Genomic DNA, 15,022 nt, shown 5'->3' on the forward strand with positions numbered 1-15,022 from the left:
CTCCCGTTACTCTGGGTCGTCCGCGAGGGATCTCGCCGCCTGGGCGCAGTGGGCGAGTGCCCGGCGGGCGTACTCGGGGGACGCGCCCGCGAGTCCGCACACCGGCGTGACGGTGACCGCCTCCGCGAGAAGCCCCGGATGCAGCCCCAGCCTGCGCCACAGCGTCCTGACCCCCATGACGCTACCGGCAGGGTCCGACAATGCGGCATCCGTGCCCGGGACGACACCGGCGAACAGCCGGGTGCCGCCCTCGACCGCCTCGCCGATCGCGTCGTCGTCACGCTCGGTGAGGAGCGAGAAGTCGAAGGAGACACCCGCGACGCCGGCCCGGCGCAGCAGGGCGAACGGCACGTCCGGTGCGCAGGAGTGGACCACGACGGGGCCGTCCCCGTGCACCCCGGCGACGTCGCGGAGCGCTGCCTCGACGACCTGGCGGTCGACGGCCCGGTGGGTGCGGTAGCCGCTGGCACTGCGCACCTGGCCGCGCAGTACGGCGGTGAGGGACGGCTCGTCGAGCTGGAGCACGGGCCGGGCGCCCGGTACGCGGCGCCGGACCTCCGCCAGGTGCAGGCGCAGGCCTTCCGCGAGCGAGGCGGCGAGGTCGCGGGAGGCGCCGGCGTCGGAGAGGACCGCCTCGCCGTTCCTGAGTTCCAGGGCGGCGGCGAGCGTCCAGGGGCCGACGGCCTGGACCTTCAGCGGCCCCTCGTAGCCCTGGGTGAACTCCTCCAGGGCGTCGAGGTCCTGCCCGAGCCAGGCCCGGGCCCGCTTGGTGTCCCGTCCCGGGCGGTCGCCGAGCCGCCATCCGCTGGGCTCCACGCGCGCGTACAGCTCGACGAGCATTCCGGCGGTGCGGCCGATCATGTCGGCTCCGGGGCCGCGGGCGGGCAGCTCGGGCAGGTACGGGAAGTCCTCGAAGGTGCCGGTGGCGGTCTTGACGGCCTCGCGGGCGTCGTCCCCCGGCTGGGAGCCGACGCCGGTGGCGGGGCCGAAACGCGGGCTGGTCTGGCTGTTGTCGCTCACCCGGCCAGCCTATGCGGGCGGCATCGCCCCGGCGCCCGCTCCCCCGCCTGCGGTCACCGTCCCGGCCGCACCGTCAGGTCGTTGACCTCCGCGTCCCTCGGCAGGTCCAGGGCCATCAGGATCGTCGTGGCGACCGACTCGGGGTCGATCCACTGGGCGGGGTCGTACTCCTTGCCCTCCTGCTGGTGGACCTTGGCCTGCATGGGGCTGGCGGTGCGGCCGGGGTAGACCGAGGTGACGCGGACGCCGTTCGCGTGCTCCTCCTGGCGCAGGGCGTCGGCCAGGGCCTTCAGGCCGTGCTTGGAGGCGGCGTACGCGGACCAGCCGGCGTGGGCGTTCAGGCCGGAACCGGAGTTGACGAACAGCACGTGGCCCTGGGCGACGCGCAGCTGGGGCAGGAAGAGGCGGGTCAGCTCGGCGGGCGCGACCAGGTTGACGTTGAGCTGGTTGCGCCAGGTCCTGGACGTGAGGTCGCCGACCGGGCCGAGGTCGACCACGCCGGCGATGTGCAGCAGCGAGTCCACGCGGTCGGGCAGGGTCTGGTGGGAGAAGGCCCAGGAGAGCTTGTCGGGGTCGGCCAGGTCGCCGACCAGCGTCTTCGCGCCGGGGAACGCGGCCGCCAGTTCTTTCGCGCGGCCCGCGTCGCGCGCGTGCAGCACGACCTCGTCACCGCGTTCGTGCAGGCGGCGGGTCACGGCCGCGCCGATGCCGGAGCCCGCTCCGGTGATCACATGTGTAGCCATGCCCGCCATGCTCGCATCACCGCGGGGTCATGCGACGCCCTGGCTCTCCTCCAGGTAGGCCAGCGCCCCGACGGGCTCCTCGGCGAAGAACACCAGCTCGGTGAGGGGGCGGGGCAGGAAGCCCTCGTCCTCCATCCGGCGGAACTGCTCCTTGAGGCCGTCGTAGAAGCCGGCCGTGTTGAGCAGGACGACCGGCTTGTCGGTGTGCCCGTGCTTCTTCAGCTCCAGGATCTCCGTGGCCTCGTCCAGCGTGCCGGTGCCGCCCACCATGATGACGACGGCGTCGGCCTTCTCCAGCAGCAGCCGCTTGCGCTCGGCGAGGTCCCGGGCGACGACCATCTCGTCGGCGCCCTCGCGCGCCTTGGCCGCCAGGAAGTCCACGGAGACCCCCAGCAGCCGTCCTCCGGCCCCCTGCACGCCGTCGGCGACCACCTTCATCAGTCCGACGTCGGAGCCGCCCCACACCAGGGTGTGCCCGCCCTTGCCGAGCAGTTCGGCGAACTCCTTCGCGGGGCGCGTGTAGCGCTCGTCGAGGTCGGCGGCGGAGAGGAAGACGCAGATGTTCATGGGGCAACGGTACGTTCGGCGCCCGGCGGGGAAGAACCCGGCCTGCGGGCACGCTGTAGTGACCGAGACCACTGTCACCGAGGAGGACGACCGTGACCAAGGGACACCGCATCACCGTCGAGCCGAGCGACCGGCACGTGCGCGTGGTGCACGGCGGGCAGCTCCTGGCGGAGAGCGACAAGGCGCTGGTGCTGCGGGAGACGGGCCTTCCTGAGCGGTACTACATCCCGCCCCAGGACGTACGCCTGGACCTGCTGACCCCGTCCGGCACGCAGACGCACTGCCCCTTCAAGGGCGACGCCTCCTACTGGTCGCTGCCGGACGCGGCGGACCTGGTCTGGGCCTACCCGGACCCGAAGCCGGAGGTGGCGGAGATCAAGGACCACCTCTGCTTCTACGAGGTCGAAGTGTCCTGAGCCGAGCCGTTCCCGGGCGGTTCTGTGGAGCCGGGCGTACTGGGCCCGGTGCCGGCGGAGTTCTTCGCGAGGTGGGCGGCCCCGCGAGGTGAGCGGCCCCGCGAGGTGAGCGGCCCCGGGGACGGCGCCCCCGCGGTTCAGACCGCGCCGGCCGTCACGCGCGACGTGGACGCGATCGTCGCCGAGCCCACCACGCGCGTGCCGTCGTACAGCACGATCGCCTGGCCGGGGGCCACGCCCCGCACCGGCTGCGTGAACGACACCTCCAGTGAGCCGTCGACCAGTTCCGCCCGGACCTCGGTCTCGCCGCCGTGGGCGCGGAGCTGGGCGGTGTAGGTCCCGGGGCCGGTCGGGGCGGCGCCGCACCAGCGGGGCTTGATCGCGCGCAGGGCGTCGACGTCCAGGGCTTCCGCCGGGCCGACGGTGACGGTGTTGTTCACCGGGGAGATGTCCAGCACGTAGCGCGGCTTGCCGTCGGGGGCCGGGGTGCCGATCCTGAGGCCCTTGCGCTGGCCGATGGTGTAGCCGTACGCGCCCTCGTGGGTGCCGAGCCGGTTGCCCGCCTCGTCGACGATGTCGCCCTCCGCCTTGCCCAGCCGGTCGGCCAGGAAGCCCTGGGTGTCGCCGTCGGCGATGAAGCAGATGTCGTGCGAGTCGGGCTTCTTGGCCACCGCGAGGCCCCGGCGCTCGGCCTCCGCGCGGATCTCGTCCTTGGTGGTGACCGTGTCGCCGAGCGGGAACATGGCGTGCGCGAGCTGACGGTCGTCCAGGACGCCGAGGACGTAGCTCTGGTCCTTGGCCATGTCGGAGGCGCGGTGCAGCTCGCGGGTGCCGTCCTCGCGGAGGATCACCTGGGCGTAGTGACCGGTGCAGACGGCGTCGAAGCCGAGGGCGAGCGCCTTGTCGAGCAGCGCGGCGAACTTGATCTTCTCGTTGCAGCGCAGGCACGGGTTCGGGGTGCGGCCCGCCTCGTACTCGGCGACGAAGTCCTCGACGACGTCCTCCCGGAAGCGGTCGGCGAGGTCCCAGACGTAGAAGGGGATGCCGATGACGTCCGCGGCGCGGCGGGCGTCCCGCGAGTCCTCGATGGTGCAACAGCCCCGCGCGCCGGTGCGGAAGGACTGCGGGTTCGCGGAGAGTGCGAGGTGGACGCCGGTCACGTCGTGCCCCGCCTCGGCCGCACGGGCGGCGGCGACGGCGGAGTCGACTCCGCCCGACATGGCGGCGAGGACGCGGAGGGGACGGGTGCGCTGCGGGGTGTCAGTCATAACCCTTCCAGGGTACGGGGAGGCGGGAACCGGAGCGCGCGAGTATGCGTTGAAGATCGTATGGGGGCGAAGCACGGATCCAGAAGCTCATCCGCCGGTCGATCCACCGGCGGATCCACCGGCGGATCGACCGGCGGCGCGACGGGCGAATCCACCGGCGGGTCTGCCCGCGGATCCACCGGCGGGTCCAAGGACGCGGACCGGCGTATCGGCCGGCGGGCGCTGCTCGTCGGCGGTGCGGCGACGGCCGTGGGCACCGCCGTGCTGGCGCGCGACGAGCTGGCGCGCCTGTGGTGGCGGGTGCCGGGAGTCGAGCGGCCCCGCGAGGAGGGCGCGGTCGACTACAGCGGCGCGCGGTGGGTGGCGGCCTCGGACGAGAACTGGCGGCGTGCCGACCGGCCGGACGACTTCGGCGTCGACATGGTGATCGTCCATGTCACGCAGGGCAGCTTCGAGAGCGCGGTGAGGGCGTTCCAGAACCCGGCGCACAAGGCGGCGTCGCACTACATCGTCGGGCAGGACGGGCGCGTCACCCAGATGATCCGTGAGCTGGACGTGGCCTACCACGCGGGCAACCGCGACTACAACGAGCGCAGTGTCGGCATCGAGCACGCGGGTTTCGTGGACCGCCCGCAGGACCTCACCGACGCGATGTACGCGGCCTCCGCGCGGCTGACGGCGGGGATCTGCGCGCGGTACGAGATACCCATGGACCGCGAGCACATCATCGGCCACGTGGAGGTGCCGGGCACCGATCACACCGATCCGGGGCCGCACTGGGACTGGGACCGGTACATGGAGCTGGTCCGGCGGGCGGCCACGAGCACCCCGTCGGGCAGTCCGTCGGGGGCTCCGTCGGGGGATCCGTCCCCGTCCGGCGCTTAGGTCGGCCCCGCCGCGCTCAGGTCAGCCCCGCCGCCCGGGCCCGTTCCACCGCCGGGCCGATCGCCTTGGCGAGCGCCTCGACGTCGGCCTCCGTGGAGGTGTGGCCGAGGGAGAAGCGCAGCGTGCCGCGGGCCAGGTCGGGGTCGGTGCCGGTGGCCAGCAGTACGTGGCTGGGCTGGGCGACGCCCGCGGTGCAGGCGGACCCGGTGGAGCACTCGATGCCCTGGGCGTCGAGCAGGAGGAGGAGGGAGTCGCCCTCGCAGCCCGGGAAGGTGAAGTGGGCGTTGGCGGGGAGGCGGCCCTGCGGCGCCGGGTCGCCGCCGAGGATCGCGTCCGGGACCGCCGTGCGGACGGCGTCGACCAGGTCGTCGCGCAGGGCTCCGATCTCGCGGGCGAACCACTCGCGCTGCCCGGTGGCGAGGCGGCCGGCGACCGCGAAGGAGGCGACGGCGGGGACGTCGAGGGTGCCGGAGCGGACGTGGCGTTCCTGGCCGCCGCCGTGCAGGACGGGTACGGGGCTGTGCTCGCGGCCGAGCAGCAGCGCGCCGATGCCGTAGGGGCCGCCGATCTTGTGGCCGGAAACCGTCATGGCGGCGAGTCCGGAAGCGGCGAAGTCGACGGGGAGCTGGCCGACGGCCTGGACCGCGTCGGCATGCAGGGGCACGTCGAACTCGGCGGCCACGTCGGCGAGTTCACGGACCGGCATGATCGTGCCGATCTCGTTGTTGGCCCACATGACGGTGGCGAGGGCCACGTCGGCGGGGTCACGGGCGATGGCCTCGCGCAGGGCCTCGGGGTGGACGCGGCCGTGCGCGTCGACCGGCAGGTACTCGACCCTCGCGCCCTCGTGCTCGCCGAGCCAGTGGACGGCGTCGAGGACCGCATGGTGCTCGACAGGGCTGGTCAGGACACGGGTGCGGGCCGGGTCGGCGTCACGGCGGGCCCAGTACAGGCCCTTGACGGCGAGGTTGTCGGCCTCGGTGCCGCCGGAGGTGAGGACCACCTCGCTGGGGCGGGCGCCGAGGGACTCGGCGAGGGTTTCGCGGGCCTCCTCGACGGTACGCCGCGCGCGGCGGCCGGACGCGTGGAGGGAGGAGGCGTTGCCGGTGGCGCCCAGGTGCGCGGTGAGTGCCTCGACCGCCTCGGGAAGCATCGGGGTGGTCGCGGCGTGGTCGAGGTAAGCCATGGTGGGCCCGATTCTACGGGGCACTCCCGCCGGGCCTCAGATCAAGGCCGGTCTCTTTGCGTTCGGCCCCTTCGTGTTCGGCCTCTTCACGTTCGGCCTCTTCACGTTCGGCCCCTGCGCGCTCAACCTCTTGGTGCGCGGCCCGCACGGTTGGCGCCGCTGCTCGTGCGGTCCGCGGCGTGACTCACACGCTCCACGACATCGTGTTGTCCGCGGCCATGAACGCCGCCAGGACCAGCAGGTCGGCGACGCCCAGTCCGAGACCGAGCAGGGCCCGGCCGCGGCGTGCGGTGCCGTGCCGCAGGGCGACGCACGCCAGGACGATGGCGATCGGGCCGAGGAGGACGTTGAGCACGAGCAGACCGAGCAGGCCGAGGACGAAGGAGGCGACGGCCATGCCGTCGGTGTCCCGGATGCCGGTCCGGTGGGTGGTGGCCGGTGCGGTGAACTGCATGGTGATCTCCCTACTGGGCGACGGTCCGTGCGTCAGCGGGCCGAGGTGCTCCGCCGGCGGCCGTGCCGCTCACGGAGCGCGAAGATGCCGAGCCAGACGGCGATGACCAGTCCGGCGGCGGCGGAGAAGGCGGGCGGGGCGTGGGCGACGGTGCCCAGCACCAGGCCGAAGAGCAGGAGTGCGGCGACGAGAAACAGCATGGAGCGGATCCTCCGACCTCTCGTGAACGATTGCGGTTACAGTTGTTCACTGACTTTGCAGTCTAGCGCGCCGCACGGCTTTCCAATTCGAGAGAACAGTTGTTAACTGCATGGCATGAGTCACACCGTCGGCGTTCGGCAGGCCCAGAAGCAGAAGACCCGGCAGGCGCTCATGGACGCGGCTCTGGGACTGCTGGAGGAGCAGAGTCTGAGCAGCCTGGGCCTGCGCGAGGTCACCCGCGCCGCGGGCGTCGCCCCGACCGCCTTCTACCGGCACTTCCGTTCCACCGCCGACCTCGGCGTGGCGCTGGTGGAGGAGGCGCTGGGCAGTCTGCACCCGATGATCAGGACGACGGTGTCACCGGCCGGGGGCAGCGAGGAACGCATCGCCCGGGCGGTCGAGTTGATCGCGGGTCACGTGGCCGCGTACCCCGCCCACGTCCGGTTCATCGCCCGCGAGCGGCACGGCGGGGTGCAGCCGGTACGGGAGGCGATACGGGAGCAACTGGCCCGGTTCGCCGAGGAGGTGAAGGCCGAGCTGGCCAAGGACCCGGTGTCGGAGGGCTGGAGCGACGCCGACCTGCTGATGCTCGCGGGTCTGTACGTCGACCAGATGCTCGCCGCGGGCTCCCTGTTCCTGGAGGCACTGGAGGCCCCGGAGACACCGGAGACACCGGGGACGTCGGAGGAGTCGCGCCGGCGCGCCGCCGACACCGCGACCCGCCAGATGCGGCTGATCGGCCTCGGTCGCCGGCACTGGCTGGACTGACGGCTCGCCAGACCGTCGGCGGACCGGCCGCGGACCGGCCTCGCCACCGGGACGCCGGAGGCGGACAGTGCCTCGACGACGTCCCGGTGGACGACGGGACGGCCGGACTTCACGGCGCCGGCCCCGCCGCGAGGGACGGGGGTCAGCCGAGCCGGACCCGGGCCAGCTGCCGGGACTGGGCCACCAGGCGGTCGGCGCTGTCCCAGACCTCGGCGTCCTCCTCCAGGAAGCCGCCGGCGAGGTTGCGGGTGGTGATGGAGACGCGCAGCGGGCCCGGCGCCGGGCGGCACCGCACGTGCACGGTCAGCTCGACCGTCGGCACCCAGCCCTTGAGCCCGAGCTCGAAGGCGGTCGGGGGCAGCGCGTCCACCGCGAGGAGCATCGACAGGGGGTCGGCGTCGCGGCCGTCGGCCAGGCCGAACCAGGCCCGCATCTCGCCCCGGCCCGAGGGCTGCCCGAGCGCCCAGCCCAGCGTGGCCGGGTCCAGCTTGAGCATCAGCCGGTCGGCGATGGCCGAACTGCCTTCGACGGGAGCGGGGCCGTCCTCCGGGCCGAAGCACTGGTCCATCGGCGGGATCGCGGGGGGCTTCGCCGAGGTGCGGACGTCGTCGGGCAGCGCGTCGAGGTCGCCGTAGGAGGCGAGGACGCGGATGCGCTCGACTTCGTTGCCCTCGTCGTCGTACTGGAAGAGGGAGGCCTGGCCGGTGGAGACGGTGCGCCCGGTGCGGACGGTCTCGGTGCGCACGACCGCCGGGCCCGGCCGGGAGGCCGTGAGGTAGTGCGCCGAGATGGTGAAGGGGTCGGGGTGCGGGAGGGCGTCCCCGAGGGCGCGGCCCAGGACGGCCAGCAGGTAGCCGCCGTTGACGGCGTTGATGATCGTCCAGCCGGCGGAGAGGTCGATGTCGTAGACACCCGGGGCGCGCCGGGTGACGGTGGTGTCCCGGTCGAACTCGCTGTCGCCGATGGTGGCACGCGTGGCCGCTGCGGAGGCTGCTTCTGGCATGGCTGCACGGTACAACAACGGAGCTACTAAGCGGTAGCTTTCTGCTGACGGGAGGGTGAATCCTCGGACGTGCCCGGCCACCAACCCCTCACCCCTCACCCCCTCGTCTCCTCACCCCCTCCTCCCCCACTCGGGGTACTGAGCCCTCGTCCGCGCTCACGGAGGTACGCCTCCAGTTCGGCCGCGCCGGTCAGCATCGCCCGTCCACGAGCGGACACCCGGCCGTGCCAGTCGTGCAGGGTCGCCTCCAGCGGCTCCAGTCCACCGGCGGCCCGCACCCGGTCGATCACGCGGGCGATCTGCTCCAGCAGATAGCCGCCCCGTCTGAGCTGGTGGGCCAGCCGGGCGTCCCGTACGTCGGTCTCGCCGTAGACGCGGTATCCGGTCAGCGGGTCGCGGCGCGGGCGCACCAGCCCGGCACGCTCCCACTTGCGCAGCGTCGCGGGCCGGATACCGAGCTCCGCCGCCAGCGGACCGACGAACGTTCCGCCGGAACCGGCCGCCGGCACACCGGGCGCGGGGTGCAAGGCGGGCGCGGCGCCCGCGGTGGGCGCCAGGTCGCGCAGCGCGCTCTCCACGGCCCGGAGCGTTCGCCGGTCGTCGAGCAGCTGGGCGTGGCTCTCGTCGATGAGCCGGTACGCCTCGTCCACCGCGTCCCGGTTCACGGCCCGCATGATCGACGCCGCCGACTGGTGACCGTGGCCGGGCACCAGGGCGAGGAAGGCGTCCAGCGCCCGGGCGTGCAGGGGGGTGTAGGTGCGGTAGCCGTGGGCCGTGCGACCGGCGGCCGGGAGGATGCCGGCCTCCTCGTAGTTCCGGACGGCCTGCGTCGACAGACCGTGCCCGCGCGCGAGATCGACCGGCCTGAGCCTGTCACTGCTTTGAGACTTTCGAACCATGGGCGGGACAGTATCGCGACAGAGTTTCAACCGGAAGTTCAACGATAGCGTTGGGGGCATGGCTACTGGCATCGAGGACACCGTCCACCCCGTCGAGTCCGCCGCCGTCATGGCGCTGCTCCCCGGCCGGCCCCGGCTGCTCGCCCTGGGCGAACCCACCCACGGCGAGGACGCCCTGCTCGAGATCCGCAACGACCTCTTCCGGCAGCTCGTCGAAGTGGAGGGCTACCGGACGATCGCGCTCGAGAGCGACTGCCTGATGGGCCTGGTCGTGGACGACTACGTCACCTCCGGCACGGGCACCCTCGACGAGGTCATGGAGCACGGGTTCAGCCACGGCTGGGGAGCCTCGGCGGCCAACCGCGAACTCGTGCGCTGGATGCGCGCCCACAACGAGCGCGCCGACAAGGAGGGCCGGCCCGCCGCCGAGCGGCTCCGCTTCGCCGGTTTCGACGGCCCGCTGGAGATCACCGGCGCCGCGAGCCCCCGGCAGGCGCTCACCGCGCTCCACGGCTACCTGGAGCAGGCCCGGGTGGACGCGGGCCTGCTCCCGTGCACCGCGGAGACACTCGACCGTCTGCTCGGTGCCGACGACCGGTGGACCGAGCCCGCCGCGATGACGGACCCGGCCCGGTCCGTGGGGCGGTCGGCCGAGGCCGGGGAGCTGCGGCTGCTCGCCGACGACCTGGTGTCGCTGCTCGACGAGCAGACGCCGCACCTGCTCGCGGCGACCTCGCCGGACGACTGGGAGCGGGCGTGCCTGTACGGGCGGGCCGCGACCGGCCTGCTGCGCTACCACTCCTGGATGGCCGACACCTCACCGGCACGCATGAACCGGCTGCTGGGCGTGCGGGACCGGATGATGGCCCACAACCTCCTCGCGCTCGCCGACCGGGGTCCGGTGCTCGTCCACGCCCAGAACGCCCACCTCCAGCGGGAGAAGAGCACGATGCGGATGTGGCAGGGGCAGGTGGAGTGGTGGAGCGCCGGTGCGCTGGTGAGCGCCCGGCTCGGCGAGGAGTACGCCGTCGTCGCCACGGCCCTCGGCACGATCAGGCACCGGGGAGTGGACGTCCCTCCGCCGGACACCGTCGAAGGGCTCCTGTACGGGCTACCGGAGGAGCGCTGCGTCGTCGACGCCGCCGGGCTGGCCGGCGTTCTCGGCGACACGCGGCCCGCGTCCCGCGTGTCCCCCTGGTTCGGCTACGCCTCGCTCGATCCGGCCCACCTGGCCGCGATCGACGGGCTGGTGTTCGTCAAGGACGTCCCGGACAGGCGGTAGTGCCGCCGGGCCTCACTCCCCCTCCGTCACCGTCGACCGCCGGTTCCAGGCGCGCGGGGCCCGCCAGTGGAACCGCAGGGCGAGCAGGCGCAGGGCGAAGGCCGTGACCACCGCGAGTCCGGTGGTGAACGGGGTGAGCGCCTCGTAGCGGATGCACAGGGCGGCCATGGTGGCGCCGACGATCGCCGGGACGGCGTACAGGTCGCGGTCCCAGCGCAGCAGCGACGGCACCTCGTTGGCCAGCACGTCCCGCAGTACGCCGCCGCCCACGGCCGTGGCCAGGCCCAGGCAGGCGGAGGCGGTCAGGCCGAGCCCGTAGTCGTACGCCTTGGTCGTGCCGGCGACGCAGAACAGGCCGAGACCGGCCGCGTCGAAGATGTTCACGCCGGTCTGGAGGCGCTCCACGTGGGGGTGGAGGAAGAAGACCAGCAGGGTGGCGAAGAGCGGGGTGATGAAGTACCCCAGGTCCGTGAAGGCCGCGGGCGGTACGGCGCCGATGACCAGGTCCCGGAACAGCCCGCCGCCCAGCGCGGTGACCTCGGCGAGGACGGCGATGCCGAACACGTCGAAGTTCTTGCGTACGGCCAGCAGGGCGCCGGAGATGGCGAAGACGAAGATGCCGATCAGGTCGAGCGTGTGCTGGACGGTGGGGCTGAAGAGTTGCTCGTACACCCTTCTATTCTTACCTGCCGGTGAGTCCCCGCCTTACAAATGAAGGCGGGGGCTCACCGGCAGGGCAAGCTCACTTCTCCTTGGCGGGAGGCTCCTCGTCGGCGCCCTCGGCACTCTCGGTGCCCTTGGCGCCCTTGGGGCTCTCCGTACCCTTGGTGCTCTTGGCACCCTTGGGGCTCTCCGCGCCCTCGGCACCCTTGGCGCCCTCCGCGCCCTTGGCACCATCGGCACTCTCGGTGCCCTCCGCGCCCTCCGCGCCGGGCTCGTCACCGCTCGCGGCGTCTTCGGAGTGCTCGGTGCCGGCCTCGACCTCCGCGGCCACCGCCGCCGAGGTCGCCGCCGACTCCGCCAGTGCCTTCTCGGACACCAGCTCCGCCGCCTCCTTGGCGTCGGAGAGCAGGACGACGTCCTGCGGGGCCTGGTCCTCGAAGTTCTCCGGGTGGTGGCAGGCGACCTGCTGGCCGGGGCGCAGCTCCTTCAGCGGCGGCTCGGTCGTCGTGCAGATCTGCGTCGCCTTCCAGCACCGGGTGTGGAAGCGGCAGCCGCTCGGCGGGGCGATCGGCGAGGGCACGTCGCCCTTGAGCAGGATGCGCTCGCTCTTGGCCGACTTGCGTGCCGGGTCGGGGATCGGGACCGCCGACATCAGCGCCTTGGTGTACGGGTGCATCGGCGTCTTGTAGAGCAGGTCGCGGTCGGCCAGCTCCATGATCTTGCCGAGGTACATCACCGCGATCCGGTCCGAGACGTGCCGGACGACGGACAGGTCGTGCGCGATGATCACGTACGTCAGGCCCAGCTCCTGCTGGAGGTCGTCGAGGAGGTTGACGACCTGGGCCTGGATCGACACGTCCAGCGCGGAGACCGGCTCGTCGGCCACGACCAGCTTGGGGTTGAGCGCGAGCGCGCGGGCGATGCCGATGCGCTGGCGCTGGCCGCCGGAGAACTCGTGCGGGTAGCGGTTGTAGTGCTCGGGGTTGAGACCGACCACCGACAGCAGCCGCTGGACCTCCTTCTTGACCCCGCCCTCGGGCTCGACGCCCTGGAGCTTGAAGGGGGCGCTGACGATCGTGCCGATGGTGTGGCGCGGGTTCAGCGACGAGTACGGGTCCTGGAAGATCATCTGCACGTCGCGGCGCAGCGGGCGCATGCCGCCGACCCCGAGGTGGGTGATGTCCTTGCCCTGGAACTCGACCTTGCCGGCGGTCGGCTCGAGCAGCCGGGTGATGAGCCGGCCCATGGTCGACTTGCCGCAGCCCGACTCGCCGACGACGCCGAGGGTCTCACCGGACTTGACCTCGAAGTCGATGCCGTCGACGGCGCGCACCGCGCCGACCTGGCGCTGCAGCAGGCCCTTCTTGATCGGGAAGTGCTTCTGCAGCCCGGTCACCTTCAGCAGGGTCTCGCCGGGGGCGGCGTCCTTGGTGAGGGTGGCGGCCCGGGCGGCGTCGCCCTGTGTGCCGTCGCTCTGCGCAGGAATGGCCACTGCTTCGTCCTTGGCGTTCTCGCTCACAGCTTCGGCGCAATCTCTTCGGTCCAGATACGCTCCCGCTGCTCCTGCGACATGTGGCAGGCGGCCCAGTGCTTGCTGCCGACCTCGGCCAGCTCGGGGCGGACCGTGCGGGTGACGTCGTCCTTGGGCACGTCGGCGTACGGGCAGCGCGGGTTGAAGGCGCAGCCGGACGGCAGGTTGATGAGCGAGGGCGGGGAGCCCTTGACCGGGATGAGGCGTTCCTGCTGGTCGCGGTCGAGCCGCGGCATCGAGCCGAGCAGGCCCCAGGTGTAGGGGTGCCGGGGCTCGTAGAACACCTTCTCCGCCGGGCCTCGCTCGACGCACCGGCCGCCGTACATCACCAGGAGGTCGTCGGCCAGCTCGGCGACGACGCCCAGGTCGTGGGTGATGACGATGACCGCGGAGCCGAACTCCTTCTGCAGGTCCCGGATGAGGTCGAGGATCTGCGCCTGGACGGTCACGTCCAGGGCGGTGGTCGGCTCGTCCGCGATGAGCAGCTCGGGGTTGTTGACCAGCGACATCGCGATCATCGCACGCTGGCGCATGCCGCCGGAGAACTCGTGCGGGTAACTGTCCACCCGCTTGTCCGGCTGCGGGATGCCGACGCGGTCGAGCATCTCCACCGCGCGGCGCTTGGCGGTCTTCTTGTCCACGTCGTGGTGGATGCGGTACGCCTCCACGATCTGCTGACCGATCGTGTAGTACGGGTGCAGGGCGGACAGCGGGTCCTGGAAGATCATCGCCATCTCGCGGCCGCGCAGCTTGCGCACGTGGTCCGGGTCGGCGGAGAGCAGCTCGGTGCCGTCCAGCCAGATCTCACCCGAGATCTGGGCCTTGCGCTTGCCGTACTGGCCGGCGGTGTGCAGGCCCATGATGCCGAGCGAGGTCACCGACTTGCCCGAGCCGGACTCGCCCACGATGCCGAGGGTCTTGCCCCGCTCCAGCTGGAAGCTGAGCCCGTCGACGGACTTGACCAGGCCGTCGTCGGTCGGGAAGTGCACCTTCAGGTCGCGTACTTCCAGGAAGGCGCTCGGCGCGGGCGAGGTGCCGGTGGGCTCGCCCACGGCTGCTCCGCTCTTGCTGAGTTCGGTCATGCGAGCCTCACTCGGGGGTCGATCACGGCGTACAGGATGTCCACCACGAGGTTGGCGATCAGCACCGCGAGGGAAGTGATCAGGACGACGCCCAGGATGAAGGGCAGGTCCTGGGTCTTGATGGCGTCCAGCACCTTCTGGCCGAGGCCGGGGAGGCTGAACGTGGTCTCGGTCAGGATAGCGCCGCCCATGAGGGCGCCGAGGTCCATGCCGAGCATGGTGAGCAGCGGGGTCAGGGTCGACCGCATGGCGTGCTTGCGGATGACGACCGCCTCCCTGAGGCCCTTGGCACGCGCGGTGCGGATGTAGTCCTCGCCGAGGATCTCCATCATGGTGGCCCGGGTGATCCGGGCGTACATCGCGGCGTACAGGAAGGCCAGGGTGACCCAGGGCAGGATCATGCCGCCGAGCCAGCCGGTGAGGCTGTCCTCCAGGGGCACGAACTCACCGTCGATCCAGCCCAGGCCGTAGGAGAAGACCGCCAGGCTGACCAGGCCGGTGAAGTAGATGGGGAGGGAGACGCCCGCCAGCGCGACGATCATCGCGCCGCGGTCCCACAGGGTGCCCCGCTTGAGGGCGGAGAGCACACCGGCGGCGAGGCCGAAGATCAGCCACAGGACGGCCGCACCGAGCGCGAGAGCCAGGGTCACCGGGAAACGCTCGGTCAGCACCGGCCACACGGACTGTTCGGTGCGGAAGGAGTAGCCGAAGCACGGCGCGGCGCAGTTGGTGACGTCACCGCCGGCCGCGTAGGTACGGCCCACGAAGATGCCCTTGAAGAACTCCCAGGCCTGGACGAAGACCGGGTCGGACAGACCCAGCTTCTGTCGCACTCCCTCGACGGCGGCGGGGTCCGCCTGCTTGCCCACGAAGCTCAGGGCGACGTCGACGCCCGCCCACTTGGGGACGAGGAAGAAGATGCCGAAGACCACCAGGATGATGACCACGAGCATCACTGCGGCGGCGAACAGCCGCCTGATGAGATAAGCGAGCACGGGTTGCGGCCCGCTGCGGACCGAGGGCCGCCGGAGATCGTCCGGCGGCCCGCGGTCAC

Annotated in this window: 17 protein-coding genes; 4 read left to right on the forward strand and 13 right to left on the reverse strand. The window is 72.2% G+C overall.

The genetic code is table 11. The features are described 5' to 3' along the window. Positions 1–6: 6 nt before the first annotated feature. The 3 genes from ACP4J0_RS21395 to ACP4J0_RS21405 are packed head-to-tail and all read right to left on the reverse strand — an operon-like array spanning position 7 to position 2,330. A complete protein-coding gene (locus tag ACP4J0_RS21395; protein ID WP_426600262.1) occupies positions 7–1,020 on the reverse strand; it encodes a methionine synthase in 1,014 nt (337 codons plus the stop codon). 53 nt (positions 1,021–1,073) lie between these two features. Continuing rightward, the gene (locus ACP4J0_RS21400; RefSeq protein ID WP_426600263.1) at positions 1,074–1,763 is read right to left on the reverse strand and encodes an SDR family oxidoreductase; all 690 of its coding nucleotides are present in this window, start codon (positions 1,761–1,763) and stop codon (positions 1,074–1,076) included. Positions 1,764–1,790: 27 nt separating this feature from the next. After that, a complete protein-coding gene (locus tag ACP4J0_RS21405) occupies positions 1,791–2,330 on the reverse strand; it encodes a TIGR00730 family Rossman fold protein (protein ID WP_426600264.1) in 540 nt (179 codons plus the stop codon). A 92-nt stretch (positions 2,331–2,422) separates the two neighbouring features. Here ACP4J0_RS21405 and ACP4J0_RS21410 point away from each other — a divergent pair, with 92 nt between their 5' ends. Continuing rightward, on the forward strand, positions 2,423–2,746 hold the full coding sequence (locus ACP4J0_RS21410; RefSeq protein ID WP_426600265.1) for a DUF427 domain-containing protein: 324 nt from the start codon (positions 2,423–2,425) through the stop codon (positions 2,744–2,746). A gap of 137 nt (positions 2,747–2,883) precedes the next feature. Here the strand turns inward: ACP4J0_RS21410 and mnmA are convergent, their stop codons facing one another. Continuing rightward, positions 2,884–4,014, reverse strand: a complete 1,131-nt coding sequence (gene mnmA, locus ACP4J0_RS21415) for a tRNA 2-thiouridine(34) synthase MnmA (RefSeq protein WP_426600266.1) — start codon at positions 4,012–4,014, stop codon at positions 2,884–2,886. A 207-nt stretch (positions 4,015–4,221) separates the two neighbouring features. Between mnmA and ACP4J0_RS21420 the strand changes: the two genes are divergently transcribed. Further along, a complete protein-coding gene (locus ACP4J0_RS21420; protein WP_426600314.1) occupies positions 4,222–4,899 on the forward strand; it encodes an N-acetylmuramoyl-L-alanine amidase in 678 nt (225 codons plus the stop codon). A 16-nt stretch (positions 4,900–4,915) separates the two neighbouring features. Here ACP4J0_RS21420 and ACP4J0_RS21425 read toward each other — a convergent pair whose 3' ends face one another. From ACP4J0_RS21425 to ACP4J0_RS21435, 3 genes are all read right to left on the reverse strand, one after another. Beyond that, positions 4,916–6,085 carry a cysteine desulfurase family protein gene (locus ACP4J0_RS21425; protein WP_426600267.1) on the reverse strand — a complete coding sequence of 390 codons (1,170 nt, stop codon included), beginning with the start codon at positions 6,083–6,085 and terminating at the stop codon, positions 4,916–4,918. 184 nt (positions 6,086–6,269) lie between these two features. Further along, entirely contained in the window at positions 6,270–6,539 is a 270-nt protein-coding gene (locus ACP4J0_RS21430; protein ID WP_426600268.1) for a DUF4190 domain-containing protein, read from the reverse strand. Between the two features lie 32 nt (positions 6,540–6,571). Continuing rightward, positions 6,572–6,739, reverse strand: coding sequence for a hypothetical protein (locus ACP4J0_RS21435; RefSeq protein ID WP_426600269.1), 168 nt, complete (start codon positions 6,737–6,739; stop codon positions 6,572–6,574). A 115-nt stretch (positions 6,740–6,854) separates the two neighbouring features. On the opposite strand from ACP4J0_RS21435, the gene ACP4J0_RS21440 reads away from it, so the two are divergent. Then, entirely contained in the window at positions 6,855–7,508 is a 654-nt protein-coding gene (locus tag ACP4J0_RS21440; RefSeq protein ID WP_426600270.1) for a TetR family transcriptional regulator, read from the forward strand. Positions 7,509–7,650: 142 nt separating this feature from the next. Here the strand turns inward: ACP4J0_RS21440 and ACP4J0_RS21445 are convergent, their stop codons facing one another. Together ACP4J0_RS21445 and ACP4J0_RS21450 are read right to left on the reverse strand one after the other, a co-directional pair. Continuing rightward, positions 7,651–8,511 (reverse strand): thioesterase family protein, encoded by an 861-nt coding sequence (locus tag ACP4J0_RS21445; protein WP_426600271.1) that lies wholly within the window; start codon positions 8,509–8,511, stop codon positions 7,651–7,653. A gap of 95 nt (positions 8,512–8,606) precedes the next feature. Continuing rightward, the gene (locus ACP4J0_RS21450; protein ID WP_426600273.1) at positions 8,607–9,410 is read right to left on the reverse strand and encodes a TioE family transcriptional regulator; all 804 of its coding nucleotides are present in this window, start codon (positions 9,408–9,410) and stop codon (positions 8,607–8,609) included. A 58-nt stretch (positions 9,411–9,468) separates the two neighbouring features. Here ACP4J0_RS21450 and ACP4J0_RS21455 point away from each other — a divergent pair, with 58 nt between their 5' ends. Then, positions 9,469–10,692 carry an erythromycin esterase family protein gene (locus tag ACP4J0_RS21455; protein WP_426600274.1) on the forward strand — a complete coding sequence of 408 codons (1,224 nt, stop codon included), beginning with the start codon at positions 9,469–9,471 and terminating at the stop codon, positions 10,690–10,692. A gap of 12 nt (positions 10,693–10,704) precedes the next feature. Here the strand turns inward: ACP4J0_RS21455 and ACP4J0_RS21460 are convergent, their stop codons facing one another. The 4 genes from ACP4J0_RS21460 to ACP4J0_RS21475 all read right to left on the reverse strand — a co-directional run bounded on the left by ACP4J0_RS21460 (position 10,705) and on the right by ACP4J0_RS21475 (position 14,963). Beyond that, positions 10,705–11,364 (reverse strand): trimeric intracellular cation channel family protein, encoded by a 660-nt coding sequence (locus ACP4J0_RS21460; protein ID WP_426600275.1) that lies wholly within the window; start codon positions 11,362–11,364, stop codon positions 10,705–10,707. Between the two features lie 70 nt (positions 11,365–11,434). Beyond that, positions 11,435–12,847, reverse strand: a complete 1,413-nt coding sequence (locus tag ACP4J0_RS21465; RefSeq protein WP_426600276.1) for a dipeptide ABC transporter ATP-binding protein — start codon at positions 12,845–12,847, stop codon at positions 11,435–11,437. 23 nt (positions 12,848–12,870) lie between these two features. After that, positions 12,871–13,968 (reverse strand): ABC transporter ATP-binding protein, encoded by a 1,098-nt coding sequence (locus ACP4J0_RS21470; protein WP_426600277.1) that lies wholly within the window; start codon positions 13,966–13,968, stop codon positions 12,871–12,873. Beyond that, a complete protein-coding gene (locus ACP4J0_RS21475; RefSeq protein WP_426600278.1) occupies positions 13,965–14,963 on the reverse strand; it encodes an ABC transporter permease in 999 nt (332 codons plus the stop codon). Before ACP4J0_RS21475 ends, ACP4J0_RS21470 begins: the two co-directional genes overlap by 4 nt. Positions 14,964–15,022 lie beyond the last annotated feature (59 nt).

The sequence above is a fragment of the Streptomyces sp. WG7 genome (assembly GCF_049975785.1).
GTDB lineage: Bacteria > Actinomycetota > Actinomycetes > Streptomycetales > Streptomycetaceae > Streptomyces.

Excerpts from the sequence above, each read along its gene's own strand:
- ACP4J0_RS21400 (WP_426600263.1), bottom strand. The coding sequence starts at position 1,763 with ATGGCTACACATGTGATCACCGGAGCGGGCTCCGGCATCGGCGCGGCC.
- ACP4J0_RS21405 (WP_426600264.1), bottom strand. The coding sequence starts at position 2,330 with ATGAACATCTGCGTCTTCCTCTCCGCCGCCGACCTCGACGAGCGCTAC.
- mnmA (WP_426600266.1), bottom strand. The coding sequence starts at position 4,014 with ATGACTGACACCCCGCAGCGCACCCGTCCCCTCCGCGTCCTCGCCGCC.
- ACP4J0_RS21425 (WP_426600267.1), bottom strand. The coding sequence starts at position 6,085 with ATGGCTTACCTCGACCACGCCGCGACCACCCCGATGCTTCCCGAGGCG.
- ACP4J0_RS21430 (WP_426600268.1), bottom strand. The coding sequence starts at position 6,539 with ATGCAGTTCACCGCACCGGCCACCACCCACCGGACCGGCATCCGGGAC.
- ACP4J0_RS21435 (WP_426600269.1), bottom strand. The coding sequence starts at position 6,739 with ATGCTGTTTCTCGTCGCCGCACTCCTGCTCTTCGGCCTGGTGCTGGGC.
- ACP4J0_RS21440 (WP_426600270.1), top strand. The coding sequence starts at position 6,855 with ATGAGTCACACCGTCGGCGTTCGGCAGGCCCAGAAGCAGAAGACCCGG.
- ACP4J0_RS21445 (WP_426600271.1), bottom strand. The coding sequence starts at position 8,511 with ATGCCAGAAGCAGCCTCCGCAGCGGCCACGCGTGCCACCATCGGCGAC.
- ACP4J0_RS21450 (WP_426600273.1), bottom strand. The coding sequence starts at position 9,410 with ATGGTTCGAAAGTCTCAAAGCAGTGACAGGCTCAGGCCGGTCGATCTC.
- ACP4J0_RS21455 (WP_426600274.1), top strand. The coding sequence starts at position 9,469 with ATGGCTACTGGCATCGAGGACACCGTCCACCCCGTCGAGTCCGCCGCC.
- ACP4J0_RS21470 (WP_426600277.1), bottom strand. The coding sequence starts at position 13,968 with ATGACCGAACTCAGCAAGAGCGGAGCAGCCGTGGGCGAGCCCACCGGC.